Annotated in this window: 23 protein-coding genes; 13 read left to right on the top strand and 10 right to left on the bottom strand. The window is 72.8% G+C overall.

Annotated elements, in window-relative coordinates:
* The 5 genes from nadE to ACQB60_RS22430 all read right to left on the bottom strand — a co-directional run bounded on the left by nadE (position 1) and on the right by ACQB60_RS22430 (position 4271).
* A complete protein-coding gene (nadE, locus tag ACQB60_RS22450) occupies positions 1–831 on the bottom strand; it encodes an NAD(+) synthase (protein ID WP_496927848.1) in 831 nt (276 codons plus the stop codon).
* Between the two features lie 89 nt (positions 832–920).
* Entirely contained in the window at positions 921–1721 is an 801-nt protein-coding gene (locus ACQB60_RS22445) for an ABC transporter permease (protein ID WP_496927847.1), read from the bottom strand.
* Positions 1718–2701 (bottom strand): ATP-binding cassette domain-containing protein, encoded by a 984-nt coding sequence (locus tag ACQB60_RS22440; protein WP_496927846.1) that lies wholly within the window; start codon positions 2699–2701, stop codon positions 1718–1720. The genes ACQB60_RS22445 and ACQB60_RS22440 overlap by 4 nt, the downstream gene beginning before the upstream one ends.
* A 41-nt stretch (positions 2702–2742) precedes the next feature.
* Positions 2743–3645 carry a DUF4097 family beta strand repeat-containing protein gene (locus tag ACQB60_RS22435; RefSeq protein ID WP_496927845.1) on the bottom strand — a complete coding sequence of 301 codons (903 nt, stop codon included), beginning with the start codon at positions 3643–3645 and terminating at the stop codon, positions 2743–2745.
* A 77-nt stretch (positions 3646–3722) separates the two neighbouring features.
* Complete coding sequence (locus tag ACQB60_RS22430; protein ID WP_496927844.1) at positions 3723–4271, bottom strand: hypothetical protein; 549 nt, start codon at positions 4269–4271, stop codon at positions 3723–3725.
* Positions 4272–4411: 140 nt separating this feature from the next.
* Between ACQB60_RS22430 and ACQB60_RS22425 the strand changes: the two genes are divergently transcribed.
* The 5 genes from ACQB60_RS22425 to ACQB60_RS22405 all read left to right on the top strand — a co-directional run bounded on the left by ACQB60_RS22425 (position 4412) and on the right by ACQB60_RS22405 (position 7801).
* Complete coding sequence (locus tag ACQB60_RS22425; RefSeq protein ID WP_496927843.1) at positions 4412–5071, top strand: TetR family transcriptional regulator; 660 nt, start codon at positions 4412–4414, stop codon at positions 5069–5071.
* A gap of 14 nt (positions 5072–5085) precedes the next feature.
* On the top strand, positions 5086–5910 hold the full coding sequence (locus tag ACQB60_RS22420; RefSeq protein WP_496927842.1) for an SDR family NAD(P)-dependent oxidoreductase: 825 nt from the start codon (positions 5086–5088) through the stop codon (positions 5908–5910).
* Positions 5911–6043: 133 nt separating this feature from the next.
* A complete protein-coding gene (locus ACQB60_RS22415; protein ID WP_496927962.1) occupies positions 6044–7084 on the top strand; it encodes an NAD(P)-dependent alcohol dehydrogenase in 1041 nt (346 codons plus the stop codon).
* A gap of 124 nt (positions 7085–7208) precedes the next feature.
* Positions 7209–7511: a hypothetical protein gene (locus ACQB60_RS22410; protein WP_496927841.1), complete on the top strand. Its 303-nt coding sequence runs from the start codon at positions 7209–7211 to the stop codon at positions 7509–7511.
* Entirely contained in the window at positions 7508–7801 is a 294-nt protein-coding gene (locus ACQB60_RS22405) for a transposase (protein ID WP_496927840.1), read from the top strand. Before ACQB60_RS22410 ends, ACQB60_RS22405 begins: the two co-directional genes overlap by 4 nt.
* 69 nt (positions 7802–7870) lie before the next feature.
* On the opposite strand, the gene ACQB60_RS22400 is transcribed toward ACQB60_RS22405, so the two are convergent.
* Complete coding sequence (locus ACQB60_RS22400) at positions 7871–8350, bottom strand: SRPBCC family protein (protein WP_496927839.1); 480 nt, start codon at positions 8348–8350, stop codon at positions 7871–7873.
* 164 nt (positions 8351–8514) lie between these two features.
* Here ACQB60_RS22400 and ACQB60_RS22395 point away from each other — a divergent pair, with 164 nt between their 5' ends.
* Positions 8515–9186, top strand: coding sequence for a DUF6445 family protein (locus ACQB60_RS22395; RefSeq protein WP_496927838.1), 672 nt, complete (start codon positions 8515–8517; stop codon positions 9184–9186).
* Positions 9187–9259: 73 nt separating this feature from the next.
* Positions 9260–9679, top strand: coding sequence for a nuclear transport factor 2 family protein (locus ACQB60_RS22390; protein WP_496927837.1), 420 nt, complete (start codon positions 9260–9262; stop codon positions 9677–9679).
* On the opposite strand, the gene ACQB60_RS22385 is transcribed toward ACQB60_RS22390, so the two are convergent.
* Positions 9666–10232 carry a TetR/AcrR family transcriptional regulator gene (locus tag ACQB60_RS22385; protein WP_496927836.1) on the bottom strand — a complete coding sequence of 189 codons (567 nt, stop codon included), beginning with the start codon at positions 10230–10232 and terminating at the stop codon, positions 9666–9668. The genes ACQB60_RS22390 and ACQB60_RS22385 overlap by 14 nt on opposite strands.
* A gap of 130 nt (positions 10233–10362) precedes the next feature.
* On the opposite strand from ACQB60_RS22385, the gene ACQB60_RS22380 reads away from it, so the two are divergent.
* The 3 genes from ACQB60_RS22380 (at position 10363) to ACQB60_RS22370 (ending at position 12232) form a co-directional block, all read left to right on the top strand.
* Positions 10363–11283 carry an SCO6745 family protein gene (locus ACQB60_RS22380; protein WP_496927835.1) on the top strand — a complete coding sequence of 307 codons (921 nt, stop codon included), beginning with the start codon at positions 10363–10365 and terminating at the stop codon, positions 11281–11283.
* A gap of 132 nt (positions 11284–11415) precedes the next feature.
* Positions 11416–11805 (top strand): helix-turn-helix transcriptional regulator, encoded by a 390-nt coding sequence (locus ACQB60_RS22375; RefSeq protein WP_496927961.1) that lies wholly within the window; start codon positions 11416–11418, stop codon positions 11803–11805.
* Between the two features lie 10 nt (positions 11806–11815).
* On the top strand, positions 11816–12232 hold the full coding sequence (locus ACQB60_RS22370; RefSeq protein WP_384841703.1) for a VOC family protein: 417 nt from the start codon (positions 11816–11818) through the stop codon (positions 12230–12232).
* A gap of 136 nt (positions 12233–12368) precedes the next feature.
* On the opposite strand, the gene ACQB60_RS22365 is transcribed toward ACQB60_RS22370, so the two are convergent.
* Positions 12369–13040: a hypothetical protein gene (locus tag ACQB60_RS22365; protein WP_496927834.1), complete on the bottom strand. Its 672-nt coding sequence runs from the start codon at positions 13038–13040 to the stop codon at positions 12369–12371.
* 407 nt (positions 13041–13447) lie between these two features.
* On the opposite strand from ACQB60_RS22365, the gene ACQB60_RS22360 reads away from it, so the two are divergent.
* Positions 13448–13816 (top strand): hypothetical protein, encoded by a 369-nt coding sequence (locus tag ACQB60_RS22360; RefSeq protein WP_496927833.1) that lies wholly within the window; start codon positions 13448–13450, stop codon positions 13814–13816.
* 12 nt (positions 13817–13828) lie between these two features.
* Here ACQB60_RS22360 and ACQB60_RS22355 read toward each other — a convergent pair whose 3' ends face one another.
* Positions 13829–14113 (bottom strand): DUF3817 domain-containing protein, encoded by a 285-nt coding sequence (locus ACQB60_RS22355; protein WP_496927832.1) that lies wholly within the window; start codon positions 14111–14113, stop codon positions 13829–13831.
* A gap of 4 nt (positions 14114–14117) precedes the next feature.
* Entirely contained in the window at positions 14118–14675 is a 558-nt protein-coding gene (locus ACQB60_RS22350; protein WP_496927831.1) for a hypothetical protein, read from the bottom strand.
* 89 nt (positions 14676–14764) lie between these two features.
* Here ACQB60_RS22350 and ACQB60_RS22345 point away from each other — a divergent pair, with 89 nt between their 5' ends.
* Both ACQB60_RS22345 and ACQB60_RS22340 read left to right on the top strand, forming a co-directional pair.
* Positions 14765–15136: a PadR family transcriptional regulator gene (locus ACQB60_RS22345; protein ID WP_496927830.1), complete on the top strand. Its 372-nt coding sequence runs from the start codon at positions 14765–14767 to the stop codon at positions 15134–15136.
* 26 nt (positions 15137–15162) lie between these two features.
* The gene (locus ACQB60_RS22340) at positions 15163–15831 is read left to right on the top strand and encodes a permease prefix domain 1-containing protein (RefSeq protein WP_496927829.1); all 669 of its coding nucleotides are present in this window, start codon (positions 15163–15165) and stop codon (positions 15829–15831) included.
* Positions 15832–15952 lie beyond the last annotated feature (121 nt).

Genomic DNA, 15952 nt, shown 5'->3' with positions numbered 1-15952 from the left:
TCAGGGGGCGATGGGCAGTTGGCGCTTGTGGTCCGTGAGGCGGTAGCGGTTGACGATCGTGTCGAAGGCGCGCGGGTCCACCGGCTTGCCCTCCAGGAAGTCGTCGATGTCGTCGTACGTGACGCCGAGCGCGTCCTCGTCGGCCTTGCCCGGGTCGAGGGTCTCCAGGTCGGCGGTCGGGACCTTCCACACCAGCTCGGTGGGGGCGCCGAGGGTGTCGGCGACGGTGCGCACCCGGCGCTTGGTCAGGCCCGTGAGCGGGACGAGGTCGGCGGCGCCGTCGCCGAACTTGGTGAAGAAGCCGGAGACCGCCTCGGCGGCGTGGTCGGTGCCGACGACCAGGCCGTCGTGGGCGCCCGCCACCGCGTACTGGGCGATCATGCGCTGGCGTGCCTTGATGTTGCCGGTCACGAAGTCCTGGTGGTGGGCGTCGCGGAAGGCGACCCCGGCGGCCAGCGTGGCCGCCAGGGCGGCGTCGCTGGCGGGCTTGATGTCGACGGTCAGGACCTCGTCGGCGCGGATGAAGGAGAGCGCGAGCTGGGCGTCGTGCTCGTCGGCCTGGACGCCGTAGGGCAGCCGCATCGCGTAGAAGCGGGCCTCGTGTCCGGCCTTCCGGGCGCGCTCGACGGCGAGCTGGCAGAGCCTGCCGGTGGTGGTGGAGTCGACGCCGCCGCTGATGCCGAGCACGAGGGAACGCAGTCCGGTGGAGGTGAGCCGCTCGGTGAGGAAGGCGACCCGGCGCTCGATCTCCCGCCCGGCCTCGAAGACCTCGGCGACCTGGAGTTCCCGGGCGATCTCCTGCTGCAGGGCGGTGGACGCCGACTCGCTCACGTCTGCTCCTCGTTCGACTGACCCTGGGTAGGGTGGGCTGTTCCGCCCACCCTACCCAGGGTCAGTCTGACAATTAATCGGGGTGGGGCTCAGTGGCCCGCGGGCCGGTTGAAGGTCCGCTTGGCCCAGACGTAGCCGATCAGGGTCAGGCCCGCGATCCAGGCCAGGGCGGCCCAGCCGCTGTTGCCGATCGCCGACCCCATGAGCAGTCCGCGCAGGGTCTCGATGACCGGGGTGAAGGGCTGGTACTCGGCGAACCAGCGCAGCCCGGTGGGCATCGAGTCGGTGGGCACGATGGCGCTGCCGAGGAAGGGCAGGAACTGCAGCGGCATGGGGATGTTGCTGGCCGACTCGACGGTCTTGGCGACCAGGCCGATCCCGGCGGCCATCCAGGTGAGGGCGACCGTGAGGAAGGTCAACAGGCCCGCGGCGGCGAGCCATTCGAGGGGCGTGGCGCTCGGACGGAAGCCCATCGCCAGGGCGGCGGCGATGACGAGGACGACGCCGGTGAGGGTCTGCAGGGCGTTGCCGATCACATGGCCGCTCAGGAACGCGGACGGCGAGATCCGCAGCGTACGGAAGCGCTTGACGATGCCTTCGGTCACATCGACGCAGACGCTGATGGCCCCGGTGAGCGCACCGGCGGTCACGGCCATGAGGATGATGCCGGGCGCGACGTAGTCGATGTACTTGCCGCCGCCCTCCGCGGCTCCGATGCCGTTGCCGAGCGCGCTGCCGAAGGCGTAGTTGAACAGCAGCAGCATCATCACCGGCATGGCGACGACAGCGACGGTCAGGGAGGGGTAGCGGCGGGCGCGCTTGAGGTTGCGCCCGAGCATGGTCAGGGTGTCGCGGACGGCGTACGAGGGGGCGGCGGTCGTGGCGCTCATCGGTGGCTCTCCGTAAAGGAGTTGGCGGCGGGGTCGGACGTGCCGGTGAGGGCGAGGAAGACGTCGTCGAGGTCCGGGGTGCGCACGAGGAGGGTCTCCGCGCGCAGTCCCGCGTCGTCGAGGATGTCGAGGACGGCGCGCACGGTCGCGGCGGAGCCGTCGCTGGGCACCTGCAGGGCGAACGTCTCGAAGTCGGTGGTGACGGAGGCGAAGAGCCCGGCGGCGGCCATGAGGCTGCCCGCGTCCCCGAACTCCAGGCGGATGTGACCGCCGGGGACGCGCCGCTTGAGCTCGTCGGCGGTGCCCTGCGCGATGAGCCTGCCGTGGTCGAGGACCGCGATGTGGTCGGCGAGCTGGTCGGCCTCCTCCAGGTACTGCGTGGTGAGGAAGACCGTGACGCCCTCGTCGGCGACCAGGCTGCGGATGATCTCCCACATGGTGCGGCGGCTGCGCGGGTCGAGGCCGGTGGTGGGCTCGTCGAGGAAGATGATCCGCGGCCGGCCGACCAGCGTCATGGCGAGGTCCAGCTTGCGGCGCATGCCGCCGGAGAAGGTGCTTGCGGGCTTGCGGGCGGCCTCGGTGAGCTCGAAGCGTTCGAGCAGCTCGGCGGCGCGGCGCTGCCCCTCGGCGCGGTCGAGGTGGTGCAGCCGCGCCATCAGGGTGAGGTTCTCCTCGGCGGTCAACAGACCGTCGACGGCGGCGAACTGGCCGGTGACGCCGATCGCGCCGCGCACCCCGTCGGGGTCCTCGGCCAGGTCGCGGCCCGCGAGGGCGGCCCGGCCCGCGTCGGCGGGCAGGAGGGTGGAGAGTATCTCCACGGTCGTGGTCTTGCCCGCGCCGTTCGGGCCGAGCAGCGCGAAGACGGTGCCTTCGGGGATGTGCAGGTCGATGCCGTCGAGGACGACCTTGTCCCCGTACGACTTGCGCAGTCCGGTCGCGGTGACGGCCGCGGCGCGGGTGGCGGTGGCTGAGGGGCTCATGGGGTGCGCTCCTTGGTCCTTCGTGAGTCCGCGGCGGCGGCTCAGACGTCGGTGTCGGCTTCGGTGGTGGTGCCGGTGGCGGTGGCGGTGCCGGTCGTGGTGGCGCGGCGGACGGTGATGTCGCCGACCCCGGTGTGCGCCCGGACCTCGACGCTGCCCTCGGCCTTGTCGGGGCCTTCGGTGGAGTCGAGCAGGTGGCGCACGTGCCCGAACTTGGAGCGGACGTCGAGCCAGGCGGCGGTGCCCTCGCGGATGCCGATCTCGATGTTTCCGGTGCTGGTCTCGAGCCGGGAGCTGCCGCTGGAGAGCTCGTCGACGCGGATGGAGCCGTTGGCGCTCTTGGCCTCGACCCCGGCGTGGGCGCGGCCGACGACGATGGCTCCGTTGGCGGCCTTGGCGTGGATCTCGCCGGTGACCTCGCCCAGGTGGGTCTCGCCGTTGGAGTTGGAGACGGTGGCGGTGCCGTCGATCGCGCCGACGCGCAGGCGGCCGCCGCCGGAGATCTCGGCGTCGCCGCTGATGCGGTCCACGAGGATGTCGCCGTGCCCCAGGGAGAGGCGGGCGGTGCCGATGTGCGTCATGTGGAGGTCGCCCACGCCGATCTCGGCGCGGCAGGTGTCCAGCTGCCCCTCGGACACGATCGTCCCGACGCCCGTACGGCCGTTGAGGCGCGAGTGCGCGGGCAGCTCGATGACGACGTCGACCGACCCCGGGTTCTTGAAGGAGAGGCCCTTCTTGGGGCAGCGCACCGTCAGCTGCCCGCCGGAGTAGGTGACCGTGGTCCGCTCGGCGGCGCGCACGTCGGCGTCCTTGTCGGCCTCCGTCGGCCGGACCGTGACGGTGGTGTCGGTGCGCTTCCCGGCCACGATCGTGGCGCCGCCGACTTCGAGATGGAGGGTGACGGAGATCGGCTCGGGGGTCTCGAAGGTCTCGGAAAAAGACATGGCTGTCGCGTCCTCAGGACTAGTAGTGGGGTCGTGGTGGGTGTGCTGACGGGTGGGGCGGGGGCGGTGCGGTGGGGTCAGTGCACCCAGCCGGTGAAGCCCTTGGCTCCGGCGCCGCGGTGGCGCGGGGCGGGGCCCGAAGGTCCGGCGGCGGGCGCGAGCGCCTCGGAGACGGCGCGCACCATCCAGGCGTTGACGGAGAGCCCGCTCTGGTTCGCCGCCTCTTCGACGCGGGCCTTGAGGGGCGCCGGGAGGCGGAAGTTGATGCGGGAGGTGGCGCCCTCGTCGCCCTCGAACGGAGCGGCCGGCGCCACTTGCGATGCCGCCTGTGGCGCCAATGCGGCGCCAGCCTGCGCCACCACCTCCTCGTAGGGCTCGGCCGCGGGCGGCGGCGTCACCACGAACTGGGGGTCGAGGCCGCGCAGCCGCACGTCCACCGATCCGGGAGCGAGCTCGAGCGTGATCTCGTCCATCGCCGTGGACAGGGCGTTCAGCAGGACGAGCCGGGACGCCGACTCCAGGGGGGCGGTGAGCCGGTCGGCCAGCTCACGGGCTTCGTCTCCCCCGGCGGCCGCGGCCACCGCGAGCTCCTCGCGAAGGTGATTGACATAGGGCGTGAGGTCCATGGCTTCACTATGGCGCCATCATGGCGCCGCGTCAAGTGCAAGTGGCGCCACACGGCGCCATGTGGCACCACTCCCCGCGCCGAAGCTGTCCGACCAGGCCAACTGTCCCAATGGGACACTTTTAGGTGTACGGTGAATCCATGAGCAGCGAGGAAGGCCGCAGGGTCCGCAAGGTGCAGCAGAGCCGGGAGGCCATGGCGCGGGCCGCCGCGGATCTCGCCCTCACGGGCGGGCTCGACCGCGTCACGGTGGAGGCCATCAGCGACCGCGTCGACGTCTCCCGGCGCACCTTCTCCCGGTACTTCTCCGGCAAGGAGGACGCCGTGGTCGACTCGCTGCGCGCCGACTACGCCCGCATCAACGCGGCGCTCGCCGCCCGCCCCGCCGACGAGGAGCCGCTCACCGCCTACTACCGGGCGCTGCGCGGCTGGCTCGACGACGAGCCCACCGCCTGGCACCGGCAACCGCGCTCCGCCGATCTACTGCGCCTGCTCCACCAGGAACCCGCCCTGCTCCCCGCCTATCTGCGGGTGCAGGACGAGGCCCAGGGCGAGTCGGTGGCGATCGTCGCCCGCCGCCTCGGCCTCGACGCCGAGCGCGATCTGCGCCCGGCGCTCGCCGTCTCGCTCGCGGTCGGCGCGTTCGGCACGGCGGTGCGGTTCTGGATCGCGCCGGGCGCGGCCACCGCCTCCCTGCCCCGGCTCATCGACGCGGCGTTCGCGGCCGTGGCCGCCGAGCCGACGGCCGGGCTCACCGCACCGGCCGACGCACCCCGCTCAACCAGCCCCACCAGCAAGTGAATTCAGGTATTGCCATGTCCCTCACGCCCACCACCGCGACCACCACCACCGAGACCGGCGCGGCGGCCGCCACCGCCCCCGCGACCGGCGCGGTCGGCGAGTTCGCCGGGAAGACCGCCTTCGTCACCGGTGCCGCCTCCGGCATCGGCCGGGAGGTCGCCCGCCGTCTCGCCGCCGCTCAAGCGGCCGTCGTGGTCGCCGACTTCGACGAGCGCGGTGCCCAGGACGTGGCGCGCGAGCTCACCGCATCCGGCGCCCGTGCCCTCGCCGTACGCGTCGACGTCACCGATCCCGAGTCGGTGCGCCGCGCGGTCGAGGCCGGCGTCGAGGAGTTCGGCGGGCTGCACCTGGCCCTCAACAACGCGGGCATCGCCGGGGCCTCCGCGCCCACCGGCGAGTACACGGTCCAGGACTGGCAGCGGGTGATCGACACCAACCTCAACGGCGTCTTCTACTCGCTCCGTCACGAGCTTCCGCACCTCCTGGCCGCGGGCGGCGGCGCCGTCGTCAACATGTCCTCGATCCTCGGCACCAACGGCTTCGCCGGCTCCCCCGCCTACGCGGCCGCCAAGCACGCCGTGGTCGGCCTCACCAAGACGGCCGCCGTCGAGTACGCGGCCCAGGGCATCCGGGTCAACGCGGTCGGCCCCGGCTTCATCGACACCCCGCTGCTCAAGGGGGACGAGGCGCAGCGCGCGCATCTGGTCTCGCTGCACCCGCAGGGCCGCCTCGGCACCGCGGCCGAGGTCGCCGAGCTCACCCTGTTCCTGCTCTCCGACCGCGCCTCCTTCATCAACGGCAGCTACCACCTGGTCGACGGCGGCTACGCGGCCCGCTGACCCCGCAGGCCCGCACAGGAACACGCCGGACAGGAACACGCCGGACAGACCCCGAACCCCCGTGGAGGTACCCCAAGTGTCCGCAGCCGCAGCCGCAGCCGAGTCGACCACCCCGCACGCCCTGCCCGCCGAGATGCGGGCCCTCCAGTACCGCAGCGTGGGCGCCGCCCCCGAGGTGGTGACCGTCCCCCGCCCCGAGCCGGGACCGGGCCAGGTGCTCCTGAAGGTGACCGCCGCCGGGGTGTGCCACTCCGACGTCGCCGTGATGAGCCAGCCCGCCAAGGCTCTCTCCTTCGCGCTGCCGCTGACCCTCGGCCACGAGGGCGCGGGGACCGTGGCCGCGCTCGGCGAGGGAGTCACCGGCTTCGCCGTCGGTGACTCGGTGGCCGTGTACGGGCCGTGGGGGTGCGGGGCATGCCTCATGTGCGCGCAGGGCAAGGAGAACTACTGCACGCGCGCGGCCGAGTTGGGCATCCGCCCGCCCGGCCTGGGGGCGCCCGGCGCCATCGCCGAGTACCTGCTCGTCGACGACGCGCGCCACCTCGTGCCGCTGGGCTCCCTCGACCCCGTGACCGCGGTGCCGCTCACCGACGCGGGCCTGACCCCGTACCACGCCATCAAGACGTCGCTGCCCAAGCTGACCCCGGGCAGCACCGCCGTGGTCATCGGCACCGGCGGCCTCGGGCACGTCGCGATCCAGCTGCTGCGCGCGCTCACGTCCGCGCGCGTGATCGCCCTCGACGTCAGCGAGGAGAAGCTGCGTCTGGCCCGTGAGGTCGGCGCCCACGAGACGGTCCTGTCCGACGAGAGGGCGGCCGCCGCGGTCCGCGAACTGACCGGCGGCCTGGGCGCCGCGGCGGTCTTCGACTTCGTCGGTGCCCCGCCGACCGTGGCCACGGCGACGGCCTGCGCGGCCGTCGAAGGGGACGTCACCGTCGTCGGCCTCGGGGGCGGCGCCGCCGCGGTCGGCTTCGGCACCACGGCGTACGACGTCGCGGTCCGCTCTCCGTACTGGGGTTCGCGGTCCGAGCTGATCGAGGTGCTCGACCTGGCCCGCGCCGGGGCGATCCGGGTCCATGTCGAGACGTACGCGCTGGAGGACGCGCCCCAGGCGTACGAGCGGATGCACGAGGGCCGGATCAACGGGCGGGCGGTCATCCTGCCGAACGGCTGAGTGCGGCCGAAGACGGCGAGGACAGCTGCGGGCTGCTGCGAGCGAAGGGTTAACAGCGGCGAAATGTCCGATTCGCTTACGTTCTGAGGGTCAGCGCAGAACCCCCAGAGCAAAGGGAATTCCGATGAACATCAGCAAGCGCATCGCCCTCACCTCCGCCGCCGTCCTCATCGGCTCGTTCGCCCTCGCGGGCGTCGCCAACGCGACGACCGGCGGCCACGACGGAGCGGGCCAGAACCAGAGCCGGAACGACGAGAAGGGCAAGGACCACCGGGACGGCAAGCCCGAGAAGGCCGTCCCCGGTACCGAGTCCACGCCCACCAAGGACCTGTACATCAGCAAGGACAGCAAGGGGAACCTGTACCTCAAGACCGTCGAGGCCCCCGCGGGCGCCGACCACGTCCCCGCGCACCGGGCGACCCGGTGACGTACCCCACCGAGCTGCGCAGGCGCGCGGTGCGGCGGGTCGCCGAGGTACGGCCGGAGCACGACACGGAGTGGGCCTCGCTCAAGGCCGTCGCCGCCGAGCTGGGCATCGGGACGACGCAGACGCTGCGCAAGTGGGTCCGCCAGGACCTTCCCGCCGCCGGCGGCCCGTCCGGCGCACCCTCCCCGCAGGAGGCCGAACTCGGCCGCCTGCGCCGGGAGAACGCCGAGCTCCGGCGGGCCGTCGAGGCCCTCCGGACCGCTACGGTCACCCGCCGGCCGTGCCGGTGACGGCTCAACTCCCCCGCGTACCACAGCGGTTGGCGCACAGACGCCTGGACCAGCCGGTCGCGCCCCGGCTCAGCGCTCGTCCGCCAGGACGTCGTCGAGGTGGGGCAGGACGTGCTGCGTCCAGGCGTCGCCGTGGCCCCGGGCCGCGGTCTGGTTGTAGAACCCGGCGTGGGTCAGCCACAGCCGCGTGCCGCCGTCCGCGGCGGGCTCCAGCTTGACCGTGACGACGGTCTCGGCGCCGTCGGTGCCCATGGCGCCGGTGACCCAGGTCAGCCTCACCAGGCGGTTCGGCTCCAGGGCCAGGAATCTGCCGTAGTGGGGGTGCAGGGCCTTCTCGTGGCGGGTGACGAAGACGAAGGGCTCCCCCACCACGGCCCGCATCCGGATCAGGCCCGGCTCCGCGAACCAGGCGTCGACCTCCTCCGTCCACGCCCGGTACACCGCCTCGGGCGGCGCCTTCATCACGCGCTCCACGGTCACGCCGTGCGGGCGCGCCCCGAGATCGGGGGCCGGCAGGGGCACAGGGCTGCTGCTCTCGGCGTCTCTCACCCTTTCATGGTGCCCATCCGCGTCGAGCGGCGCGAGGTGGCGCGGGGCACCGGCTTGCGCACGCCGGGCATGAGGAACGCTTGGGGGGACGTTGACCACGGCCAGGGGGAAGGTTGACCGCGGCCTGATCCAGTCGCCGTACGACCGTAACTAGCCTCGCCGACATGGCACTTCACCCTCCGCCACTGCCCACCCTGCCCTACCGCAAGCCCACGCGCGGCCGCGACTACTGGATCCTCGACGACGTCCTGCCGGACCCGGACGCCGTACGGGAGCGGTGTCTCGCCCGGGACGACTGGACCGAGGGGTATCCGCACAAGCCCGAGAGCTGGCCGGGTCTGCGCACCATGCCGGGTCTGGAGCGCGGTGAACTCGCCCGGGTGGAGCGGCTGGTGAGCGGGGCGACGGGGGCGTCCCGGCTGTGGACGCGGCCTCCGGCGGGCGGCGGCACGTTCAACCACAACTGCGTGCAGGTCGTCGGCGAGGGCGAGTGCGAGCCGCGGCCGCACACCGACTCCCGCAGCCTGTGCCGTTACGCGGCGGTGCTGTACCTCAACCCGCGGGTGCCGAAGGAGTGCGGTACCAGCTTCTACCGGCAGCGCCTGCCCGGCGGATCCCTGGGCGGCAACCAGGTGGCCGCCCCGCACAACAACCTCGTCGACGCCCTCGGCACGCGGTTCGTGTCACCGGACGCCTTTGTCGAGGACGTCCGCGTCCCGCACCGCGCGAACCGGCTGCTCCTGTACTCCGCCAACCTCATCCACACGGCCTCCGCCTACTGGGGCCGGACCCTGGAGGAGAAGCGGATGACGGCCGTCTTCTTCTGGATGGCCTGAGTTCGCCGTCCGGGAGCTGCCGGACGGCGCGACCCCGGCCCCGGCGCGAGCGGCCCCAAGTACCCTGCTGCGCATGCCGGATATGCCGCAGCACGCGCACATCGCCACGGCCGTCCGCTACCACGAGGCAGTGGCGCGCGGAGCCGTCGGCGAGGAGCTGGCCCGCTACTTCCACGAGGACGCGGTGCAGCACGAGTTCCCCAACGCCCTGTTCCCGGACGGCGTACGGCGGGATCTGAACGCCGTCCTGGAGAGCGCGGAGCGGGGCCGCGGCGTCATCAGCCACCAGCGGTTCGAGGTGCACAACGCGGTCGCGAGCGGGGATCAGGTGGCCCTGGAAGTGACGTGGACCGGCACGCTCGCCGTCGACCTCGGCGGCCTGCCCGCCGGGCGGGTGCTGCGCGCCCACATCGCCGTCTTCCTCGAGTTCCGCGACGGACGGATCGTCTCCCAGCGGAACTACGACTGCTACGACCCGCTCAACTCTCCCTGAACAGCAGCCCGCTGAGAGCCCGGAACACCTCCTCGGGGTCGCGGTCGCCCACGGGCCCCTCCAGGTTGTGGCTGAGCAGCAGCGTGGCGAAGCCGTGGGCCAGGGACCAGGCGGCGGTCCCCGCGAGGCGGGCATCGGTGCCGCGCTCCGCCGCGGCGAGTCCGCCGACCCCGGCGCGGAGCCGGCCGCCCGCGCGCTCCCGCGCCGCGGCCAGGTCCGGGTCGTCGGCGCGCAGCAGCTCCGGCGTGAACATCACCTGGAAGTGCGCGGGGTGCTCCAGGGCGAACCGCACGTAGCGCACGCCCTGTTCGCGGAATCCGGCGGCCTCGCCGAGCGAGTCGGCGAGCAGCTCGTAGCCCTCGGCCGCGACAGCGGTGAGCAGGCCGGTGCGGTCCTTGAAGTGGTGGGCGGGGGCCGCGTGCGAGACGCCGGCGCGCCGGGCCAGGTCGCGCATGCTCAGGGCGCCGGGGCCGTCGGCCGCGATGACGTCGAGGGCCGCCGCGAGCACGGCGCGGCGCAGGTCGCCGTGGTGATAGGTGCGCTGACTGTCCATGCCAGGCACCTTACGCGGAATCTAGTCATTGACAAGTTTGCCTCGCGAGCGCAATCTAGCCAGTGACAAGTTGCGAGCCCGGCCGAGGGCCGACCAGCGGCCGGTGACCGGACCACCGGAGGGAACCGTCATGGCGCAGGAACAGGCACAGGAGCCCGGAGCGAACCACGCGGCAGAGCACGCACAGGAGATCCCGTCGGGGCGGGTGCGGCAGCTGTGGCACCTGCTGGAGCCGCTGCACGCCGTCCTCTACTACGCCCCGGAAGCCCTCGACGAGGCGGCGGCGCTCGGCTTCAAGACCGGCGAGCGGTGGCCGAGTTACTTCGCCTGGCGCGCGGCTCCGCTGGGCGCGGCGAGCCGCGAACTGGTGACCGCCACGTTCTACAGCTTCCACCCGGACATGGTCGGCACCCACATCCCCGCCGCCTGGGACCTCGCGGCGCCCGAGGCGGTCCTCGCCGCGCGCCTGCGTGCGGTCGACCGCGCGTACCGCGCCGTGCTCGGCGACCACGTCGACAGCCCCGAACTCGCCGAGGCGGCCGCTCTCGCCCGTACGGCAGCGGAAGCGGCCGACACCGCGGGGCGGCCGATCGCCGCCGCGAACGCGGCACAGCCCTGGCCGAAGGAGCCGCACCTGGTGCTCTGGCAGGCGGCGACGATCCTGCGCGAGCACCGCGGCGACGGACACGTGGCGGCGCTGCTCGCCGCGGATCTCGACCCGGTGGAGTCCCTGGTCTCCTTCGCCGCCGTCGGAGCCGCGCCGACCGAGACGTTCGCCAGCCGCGCCTGGAGCCAGCAGGACTGGGCGGCCGGGCGCCAACGCCTGCTGGAGCGCGGCCTGTTGGACACCGAGGGCCACGCGACGGAGGCGGGCCGTGCGCTGCGCGCCGAGGTCGAGCGCCGCACCGACGAGCTGGCCGCCCGGCCGTGGCGGGCGCTCGGCACGGACCGCGTCGAGCGGCTCTCCGAGCTCCTCGGCACGTACTGGGTGGCGGTTCTGGGCTCGGGCCTGCTGCCCGCGCAGAACACGCTGGGCATCGGAAAGGTGTGAGGACGGGCCCGACCCCCTCGTGCCCCCGCCCCCCTCCTGCCCCTCTCCTCTGTGCCGCGCCCGGTGCTGTGCGATGGTGGTCGGGTGACGTCGTTGGAAGACCTCGTCCGGCTGCGCCGGGCCCGTGACCTGATGGACCGCGAGTACGCGAAGCCCCTCGACGTCCCCGCCCTCGCCCGCTTCGCCCTCATGTCGCCCGGCCACTTCTCGCGCAGCTTCCGCGCCGCCTTCGGCGAGACCCCGTACAGCTATCTCATGACGCGCCGCATCGAGCGCGCCAAGGCGCTGCTTCGGCGGGGCGACCTGTCGGTGACAGAGGTCTGCTTCGAGGTGGGCTGTACCTCGCTGGGGTCGTTCAGTTCACGCTTCACCGAGCTGGTCGGCGAGAGCCCGAGCGCCTACCGGGCCCGCGACCACGAGGAGGGCGCGGCCATCCCGGCCTGCATCGCCAAGATCCACACCAGGCCGGTCAGAAACGGACCGGTCAGGAATGGAGAAGCGAAGTCCGACCCCCGCGCCTAGCGTGGAGGACATGGACATCACACTCTCCACCTGCTTCATCGCCGTCGACGACCACGACAAGGCGCTCGCCTTCTACCGCGACGTCCTCGGCCTGGAAGTGCGCAACGACGTCGCATTCGAAGGGATGCGCTGGGTGACGGTCGGCTCGCCGTCGCAGCCGGACGTGAGCATCGTCCTGGAACCGCCGCTCGCGGACCCGAACGCCTCGGACGCGGACCGGCAGGCCATGGCCGAACTCCTGGCGAAGGGCCTGCTGCGCGCCGTCATCTTCACCACCGACGACTGCGACGCCACGTTCGAGCGCATCCGCGCCGCGGGCGGCGAGGTCCTCCAGGAGCCGGTCGACCAGCCCTACGGCGTCCGCGACTGCGCCTTCCGCGATCCCGCGGGGAACATGCTGCGCTTCAACCAGAAGCCCAAGGAGTGAGCCCACTCCTCTGCGAGGACCAGCGCATTCAGGCCCCCTTCCTCCCCAACTCCGTGCCACAACGGCACGTTGAGTCGAAGGGAGAAAGGGGGCCTGAGGCCGGCCCGAGGCCGGTCAGATCTCGCTCGGAGCTCGGTCAGCGCACGGTCACCGCGAAGACCGGCGAGTAGGTCTTGCCGCTGACGACCCGCAGCTCGTTCTTGCCCTTGAGGCCCAGCTTGGCCCGCAGGCTGTAGGCGCCGGACTTGTTGACGGCCGTGCTCGCGGGCAGCGCCTTCCAGGTGCCGCGCTGCTTCTGCTGCAGGGTGACCTTGCTGCCCGCCTTGATGCCCGTCGCCTTGCCGTTGACGCGCAGCTCCTGCCACGCCTTCACCGTGGTGGCGGACGGCTTGGCGGTGAGCGCGGCCTTGGCCTTGGGCGCGGTGGGCTTGGTCTTCTGAGTGCCCAGGGACTTACCGGTCTTCGCGTCCCAGATCGCGTACGGCACGCCGCCGCCCTGCGTCTTGCTGTAGACGCGCTTGCCGTCGGCGCTGTAGTAGACGTAGATGCCCTTGTCGTAGACCTGGCCGGGCTTGAGCGTCTTGCCGTCGAACGCGGCCTTGCCGCCCTTGACGGTCACGGACACACCGGCGCCGATGTCGATCGTGACCGGCTTGGCGGGCTTCGCGGGCTTGCTCGCCGCGGCGGCGCTGACGTGCGCGGCGGGAGCGTCCGCCATGGCAGCCGCAGCCGGGATCAAGAGCGCCGATCCGGTGAGGGCGGCGATGGCGGCGGTACGCAGTGCTCCGTGGCGGGTGGTGGTACGCATGGCGGTGGTGGTCCCCTTCACTGTGTGGTCGTTCGCGCGCCTCCCCGTTGGTGCAGGAGGACAGCGAACCCCCTGCCCCGAGGAGGGGCGTTCCCCCTGCCCTGCAGGGAGGACATAAACGTATGCACCGGGCATTGCAGCCACTGCAAGATCATGTAACGGCCGACCATAGGTCCGCGCACGAGACGGCTACGCTGGGAATCGGTCATCGCGAGCAGGCGCGAATCGGTCATCGTGAGCAGGCGCGAGGAGTGAGCGCGCCGACCGAGAGGAAAGGAGGCGGTATCGATGGGCAACAGTCCGAGTCCGACACCACGCACCCGACCGTCTCTTCTCGGTACGCACTGACGGCGTTCCAGGCATCCGTCCGTCCGTCCGTGCCGCCGCCCGAACTCCGGGAGGCCGCCATGGCTTTCACCCACCAGAACACGGACCGCCACACAGACCACAACAAGGACCGCTTCGCAGACCGGTTCACCGAGCAATTCACGGACCGGTTCACACCCAGGGAGCCGGTCATCCGGCTCACCCACGACGGCAGCTCCACGACGTATCTGCTCGACACCCCGGACGCACGGCCGGGCGACGGCGAGTGCGCGGTCTACGACCCGCGCGTCCACGCCGCGTACGTTCTCGCCCAACAGGGCCACCGGACCAGCTGGTTGGCCGCCTACCTCGGTCTGCCGCGGGCCGTGGTGCGCCAGATCGTCGCGCTGGCCCGCCCGACTCCCCCGCCCACGCCCCTCGCCGACCGGTCCTTCGGGATCCACTACTGAGGCGCCGCGGGGCTACGGAACCGCGTCGGCCGCTTCCGGGACCACGGTCCGCCGCAGCGCCAGCACGCCGCCGATCCCCGGGACGACGGCGCGCCATCGGGCGCCCGGCGCCGTGGCCCGCGGCAGCGCCCAGGCCGAAGCGATCACGACGAGGTAGGCGGTGCCGTGCAGCGGGCCCAACAGGGCGGAGAGGGACGGCACATGCGCGGTGAAGAGATTGACCAGGAGGGCGGCGAGGGACAGGGCTTCGGCGGTGGCCGCGATGCGCAGGGTGCGCGGGGGCCGCAGGGTGCGCACGGGATCACGCCCCCGTCGTGGAGCCGGGGCGGACGATCATGAGGACGACGACCACCGCCCAGAGGACGTTGAAGATCCCGGTCAGCATGGCGAGCCGGGCCGCGAGGGGCTGGAGCGCGCCCGGTTGCGGGGTCGCCACCGCCTCCGCCGTCACACCCGGCTCCGCCGCTCTACCCGCCTCCGTCGTCCCACCCGGCTCCGCCTTCCCCTCCAGCCCGACCCCGGCCCGGCCCAACAGCCGCTCCTGCGCGGGCAGGACCGCCAGGCCGAGGAGCGCGGCGGCGGCGACGGTCAGGATGAGTGAGGCGATGAGCCACGCGTCCCCGAGCACGCCGAGCTGGACGGCGGTGGCCAGGCCGAACACCGGGACGGCGAGCCCGGCGACGGCGTACCCACGGCAGACGCGATGCAGCAGCGCCGCGATCCCGGCGGACCGCCCGTCCCCGTCGTCGGCCCCGGCGGCACGCACCGCGTAGCGCGGAAACATCGAGGCGGCGACGGTGATCGAGCCGACCGCCAGGATCGCCACGAGGACATGCACGGACAACAGCAGCTTGGTCACTGCGGACCTCCAAGCCGGAACAGGGATCTGAATATGTTGGCTGCCAATACATACACTGCCTACACCCTCCTTGTGTAGGCTGCCTACCCATGAAGGCGGATGCGGTGCGAGGGCACCTCGATGGACTGCTGCTGGCCGCGCTGGAGCCGGGCCCGCTGCACGGCTACGCGATCATCGCCGCGGTGCAGCGCCGCAGCGGCGGCGTACTGGAGCTGCGCACGGGGACGATCTACCCGGCCCTGAACCGGCTCGAGCGGCTCGGCCTGCTGAGCAGCAGCTGGCAGTCCGAGGGCGAGCGGCGGCGCCGGGCCTACGAGCTCACGGACGCGGGGCGCGCTTCGCTCGCGGGCGAGCGGACGGCGTGGAGCGAGTTCACGCAGGCGATCGGCGCGGTCCTCAACCCCGGTGCGCAGCCCGGGAGTTCCGGGAGTTCCGGCACCCTGCCCGGGCTCGCGACATGAGCGGTCCAAGGCCGCGGGTGGACCTCATGAGCAAGCCAGGAGCGGACCCCGTCGAAGCGCACGTGGCGGCCCTGAGCGCGGCCCTGCACGGGCCATCCGGCGCCAAGGCCCGGCTGGTCGAGGAGCTCCGCGACGGCCTGGTGGACACGGCCGCCGCACACGTCGCCGAGGGCGTGCCCCACGAGGCGGCGGCGCGGCAGGCGGTACGGGAGTTCGGCACCGTCGACGAGCTGGTGCCCAGCTGCCAGCGGGAGTTGACGATCGCCCAGGCCCGGCACACCGCCCGCGCCGTGGCCCTGACCGCGCCCTTCCTCATCGGCTGCTGGGCGCTGGCCTGGAACGCCGGTCATCCGCAGGCGTCACCGCTGCCGCGCACGGCGCAGCTGATGGCGGTGCACCTGGCCGGTGTCGCGCTGTGCGCCGCCCTCCTGGCGGCGGTGACGCTGGCCGTCACGGGCACGCTCGCCCGCCGCCTGCCCACGCCGCAGGGGCTGCCGCGCGTGGTCGCCTGGGCCGGGACCACGGCCAGCACCGCCATGGCGGTCACGGCCCTCGTGCTCGCCACCGGCGCGGCTCTCGCCACCAACTGGCCGCTGCTCGCCTTCGCCGGGGTGCTCGCGGCGGCCTCGCACGCGGCGGTGGCGGCCTCGGCGCGGGCCTGCCGCCGCTGCGCACGGCTGCCCCAACTGCTCTGACGGCGGCGGACGGTCCGCCCCGGGTCCCGTGACGCAACGGTTACGGGCCCGTGAGCGGTTCGCCGTCCCCACCTGCCAAGACTTGCTCCATGCCGGATGAAGATCGTCGCCGCGGGAGCCA

The organism is Streptomyces odontotermitis, assembly GCF_050510915.1.
Taxonomy (GTDB): domain Bacteria; phylum Actinomycetota; class Actinomycetes; order Streptomycetales; family Streptomycetaceae; genus Streptomyces.
This window is presented reverse-complemented; position numbering and strand designations above follow the sequence as displayed.

What these genes read in the sequence shown, in the direction of transcription:
- ACQB60_RS22430 (WP_496927844.1), bottom strand. Translation starts at nt 4,271, where the DNA reads ATGGACCTCACGCCCTATGTCAATCACCTTCGCGAGGAGCTCGCGGTG.
- ACQB60_RS22375 (WP_496927961.1), top strand. Translation starts at nt 11,416, where the DNA reads ATGGACCGCGAGTACGCGAAGCCCCTCGACGTCCCCGCCCTCGCCCGC.
- ACQB60_RS22445 (WP_496927847.1), bottom strand. Translation starts at nt 1,721, where the DNA reads ATGAGCGCCACGACCGCCGCCCCCTCGTACGCCGTCCGCGACACCCTG.
- ACQB60_RS22425 (WP_496927843.1), top strand. Translation starts at nt 4,412, where the DNA reads ATGAGCAGCGAGGAAGGCCGCAGGGTCCGCAAGGTGCAGCAGAGCCGG.
- ACQB60_RS22440 (WP_496927846.1), bottom strand. Translation starts at nt 2,701, where the DNA reads ATGAGCCCCTCAGCCACCGCCACCCGCGCCGCGGCCGTCACCGCGACC.
- ACQB60_RS22410 (WP_496927841.1), top strand. Translation starts at nt 7,209, where the DNA reads ATGAACATCAGCAAGCGCATCGCCCTCACCTCCGCCGCCGTCCTCATC.
- ACQB60_RS22415 (WP_496927962.1), top strand. Translation starts at nt 6,044, where the DNA reads ATGCGGGCCCTCCAGTACCGCAGCGTGGGCGCCGCCCCCGAGGTGGTG.
- ACQB60_RS22390 (WP_496927837.1), top strand. Translation starts at nt 9,260, where the DNA reads ATGCCGGATATGCCGCAGCACGCGCACATCGCCACGGCCGTCCGCTAC.
- ACQB60_RS22370 (WP_384841703.1), top strand. Translation starts at nt 11,816, where the DNA reads ATGGACATCACACTCTCCACCTGCTTCATCGCCGTCGACGACCACGAC.
- ACQB60_RS22420 (WP_496927842.1), top strand. Translation starts at nt 5,086, where the DNA reads ATGTCCCTCACGCCCACCACCGCGACCACCACCACCGAGACCGGCGCG.
- ACQB60_RS22385 (WP_496927836.1), bottom strand. Translation starts at nt 10,232, where the DNA reads ATGGACAGTCAGCGCACCTATCACCACGGCGACCTGCGCCGCGCCGTG.
- ACQB60_RS22360 (WP_496927833.1), top strand. Translation starts at nt 13,448, where the DNA reads ATGGCTTTCACCCACCAGAACACGGACCGCCACACAGACCACAACAAG.
- ACQB60_RS22345 (WP_496927830.1), top strand. Translation starts at nt 14,765, where the DNA reads ATGAAGGCGGATGCGGTGCGAGGGCACCTCGATGGACTGCTGCTGGCC.
- ACQB60_RS22380 (WP_496927835.1), top strand. Translation starts at nt 10,363, where the DNA reads ATGGCGCAGGAACAGGCACAGGAGCCCGGAGCGAACCACGCGGCAGAG.
- ACQB60_RS22435 (WP_496927845.1), bottom strand. Translation starts at nt 3,645, where the DNA reads ATGTCTTTTTCCGAGACCTTCGAGACCCCCGAGCCGATCTCCGTCACC.
- ACQB60_RS22395 (WP_496927838.1), top strand. Translation starts at nt 8,515, where the DNA reads ATGGCACTTCACCCTCCGCCACTGCCCACCCTGCCCTACCGCAAGCCC.
- ACQB60_RS22365 (WP_496927834.1), bottom strand. Translation starts at nt 13,040, where the DNA reads ATGCGTACCACCACCCGCCACGGAGCACTGCGTACCGCCGCCATCGCC.
- ACQB60_RS22340 (WP_496927829.1), top strand. Translation starts at nt 15,163, where the DNA reads ATGAGCAAGCCAGGAGCGGACCCCGTCGAAGCGCACGTGGCGGCCCTG.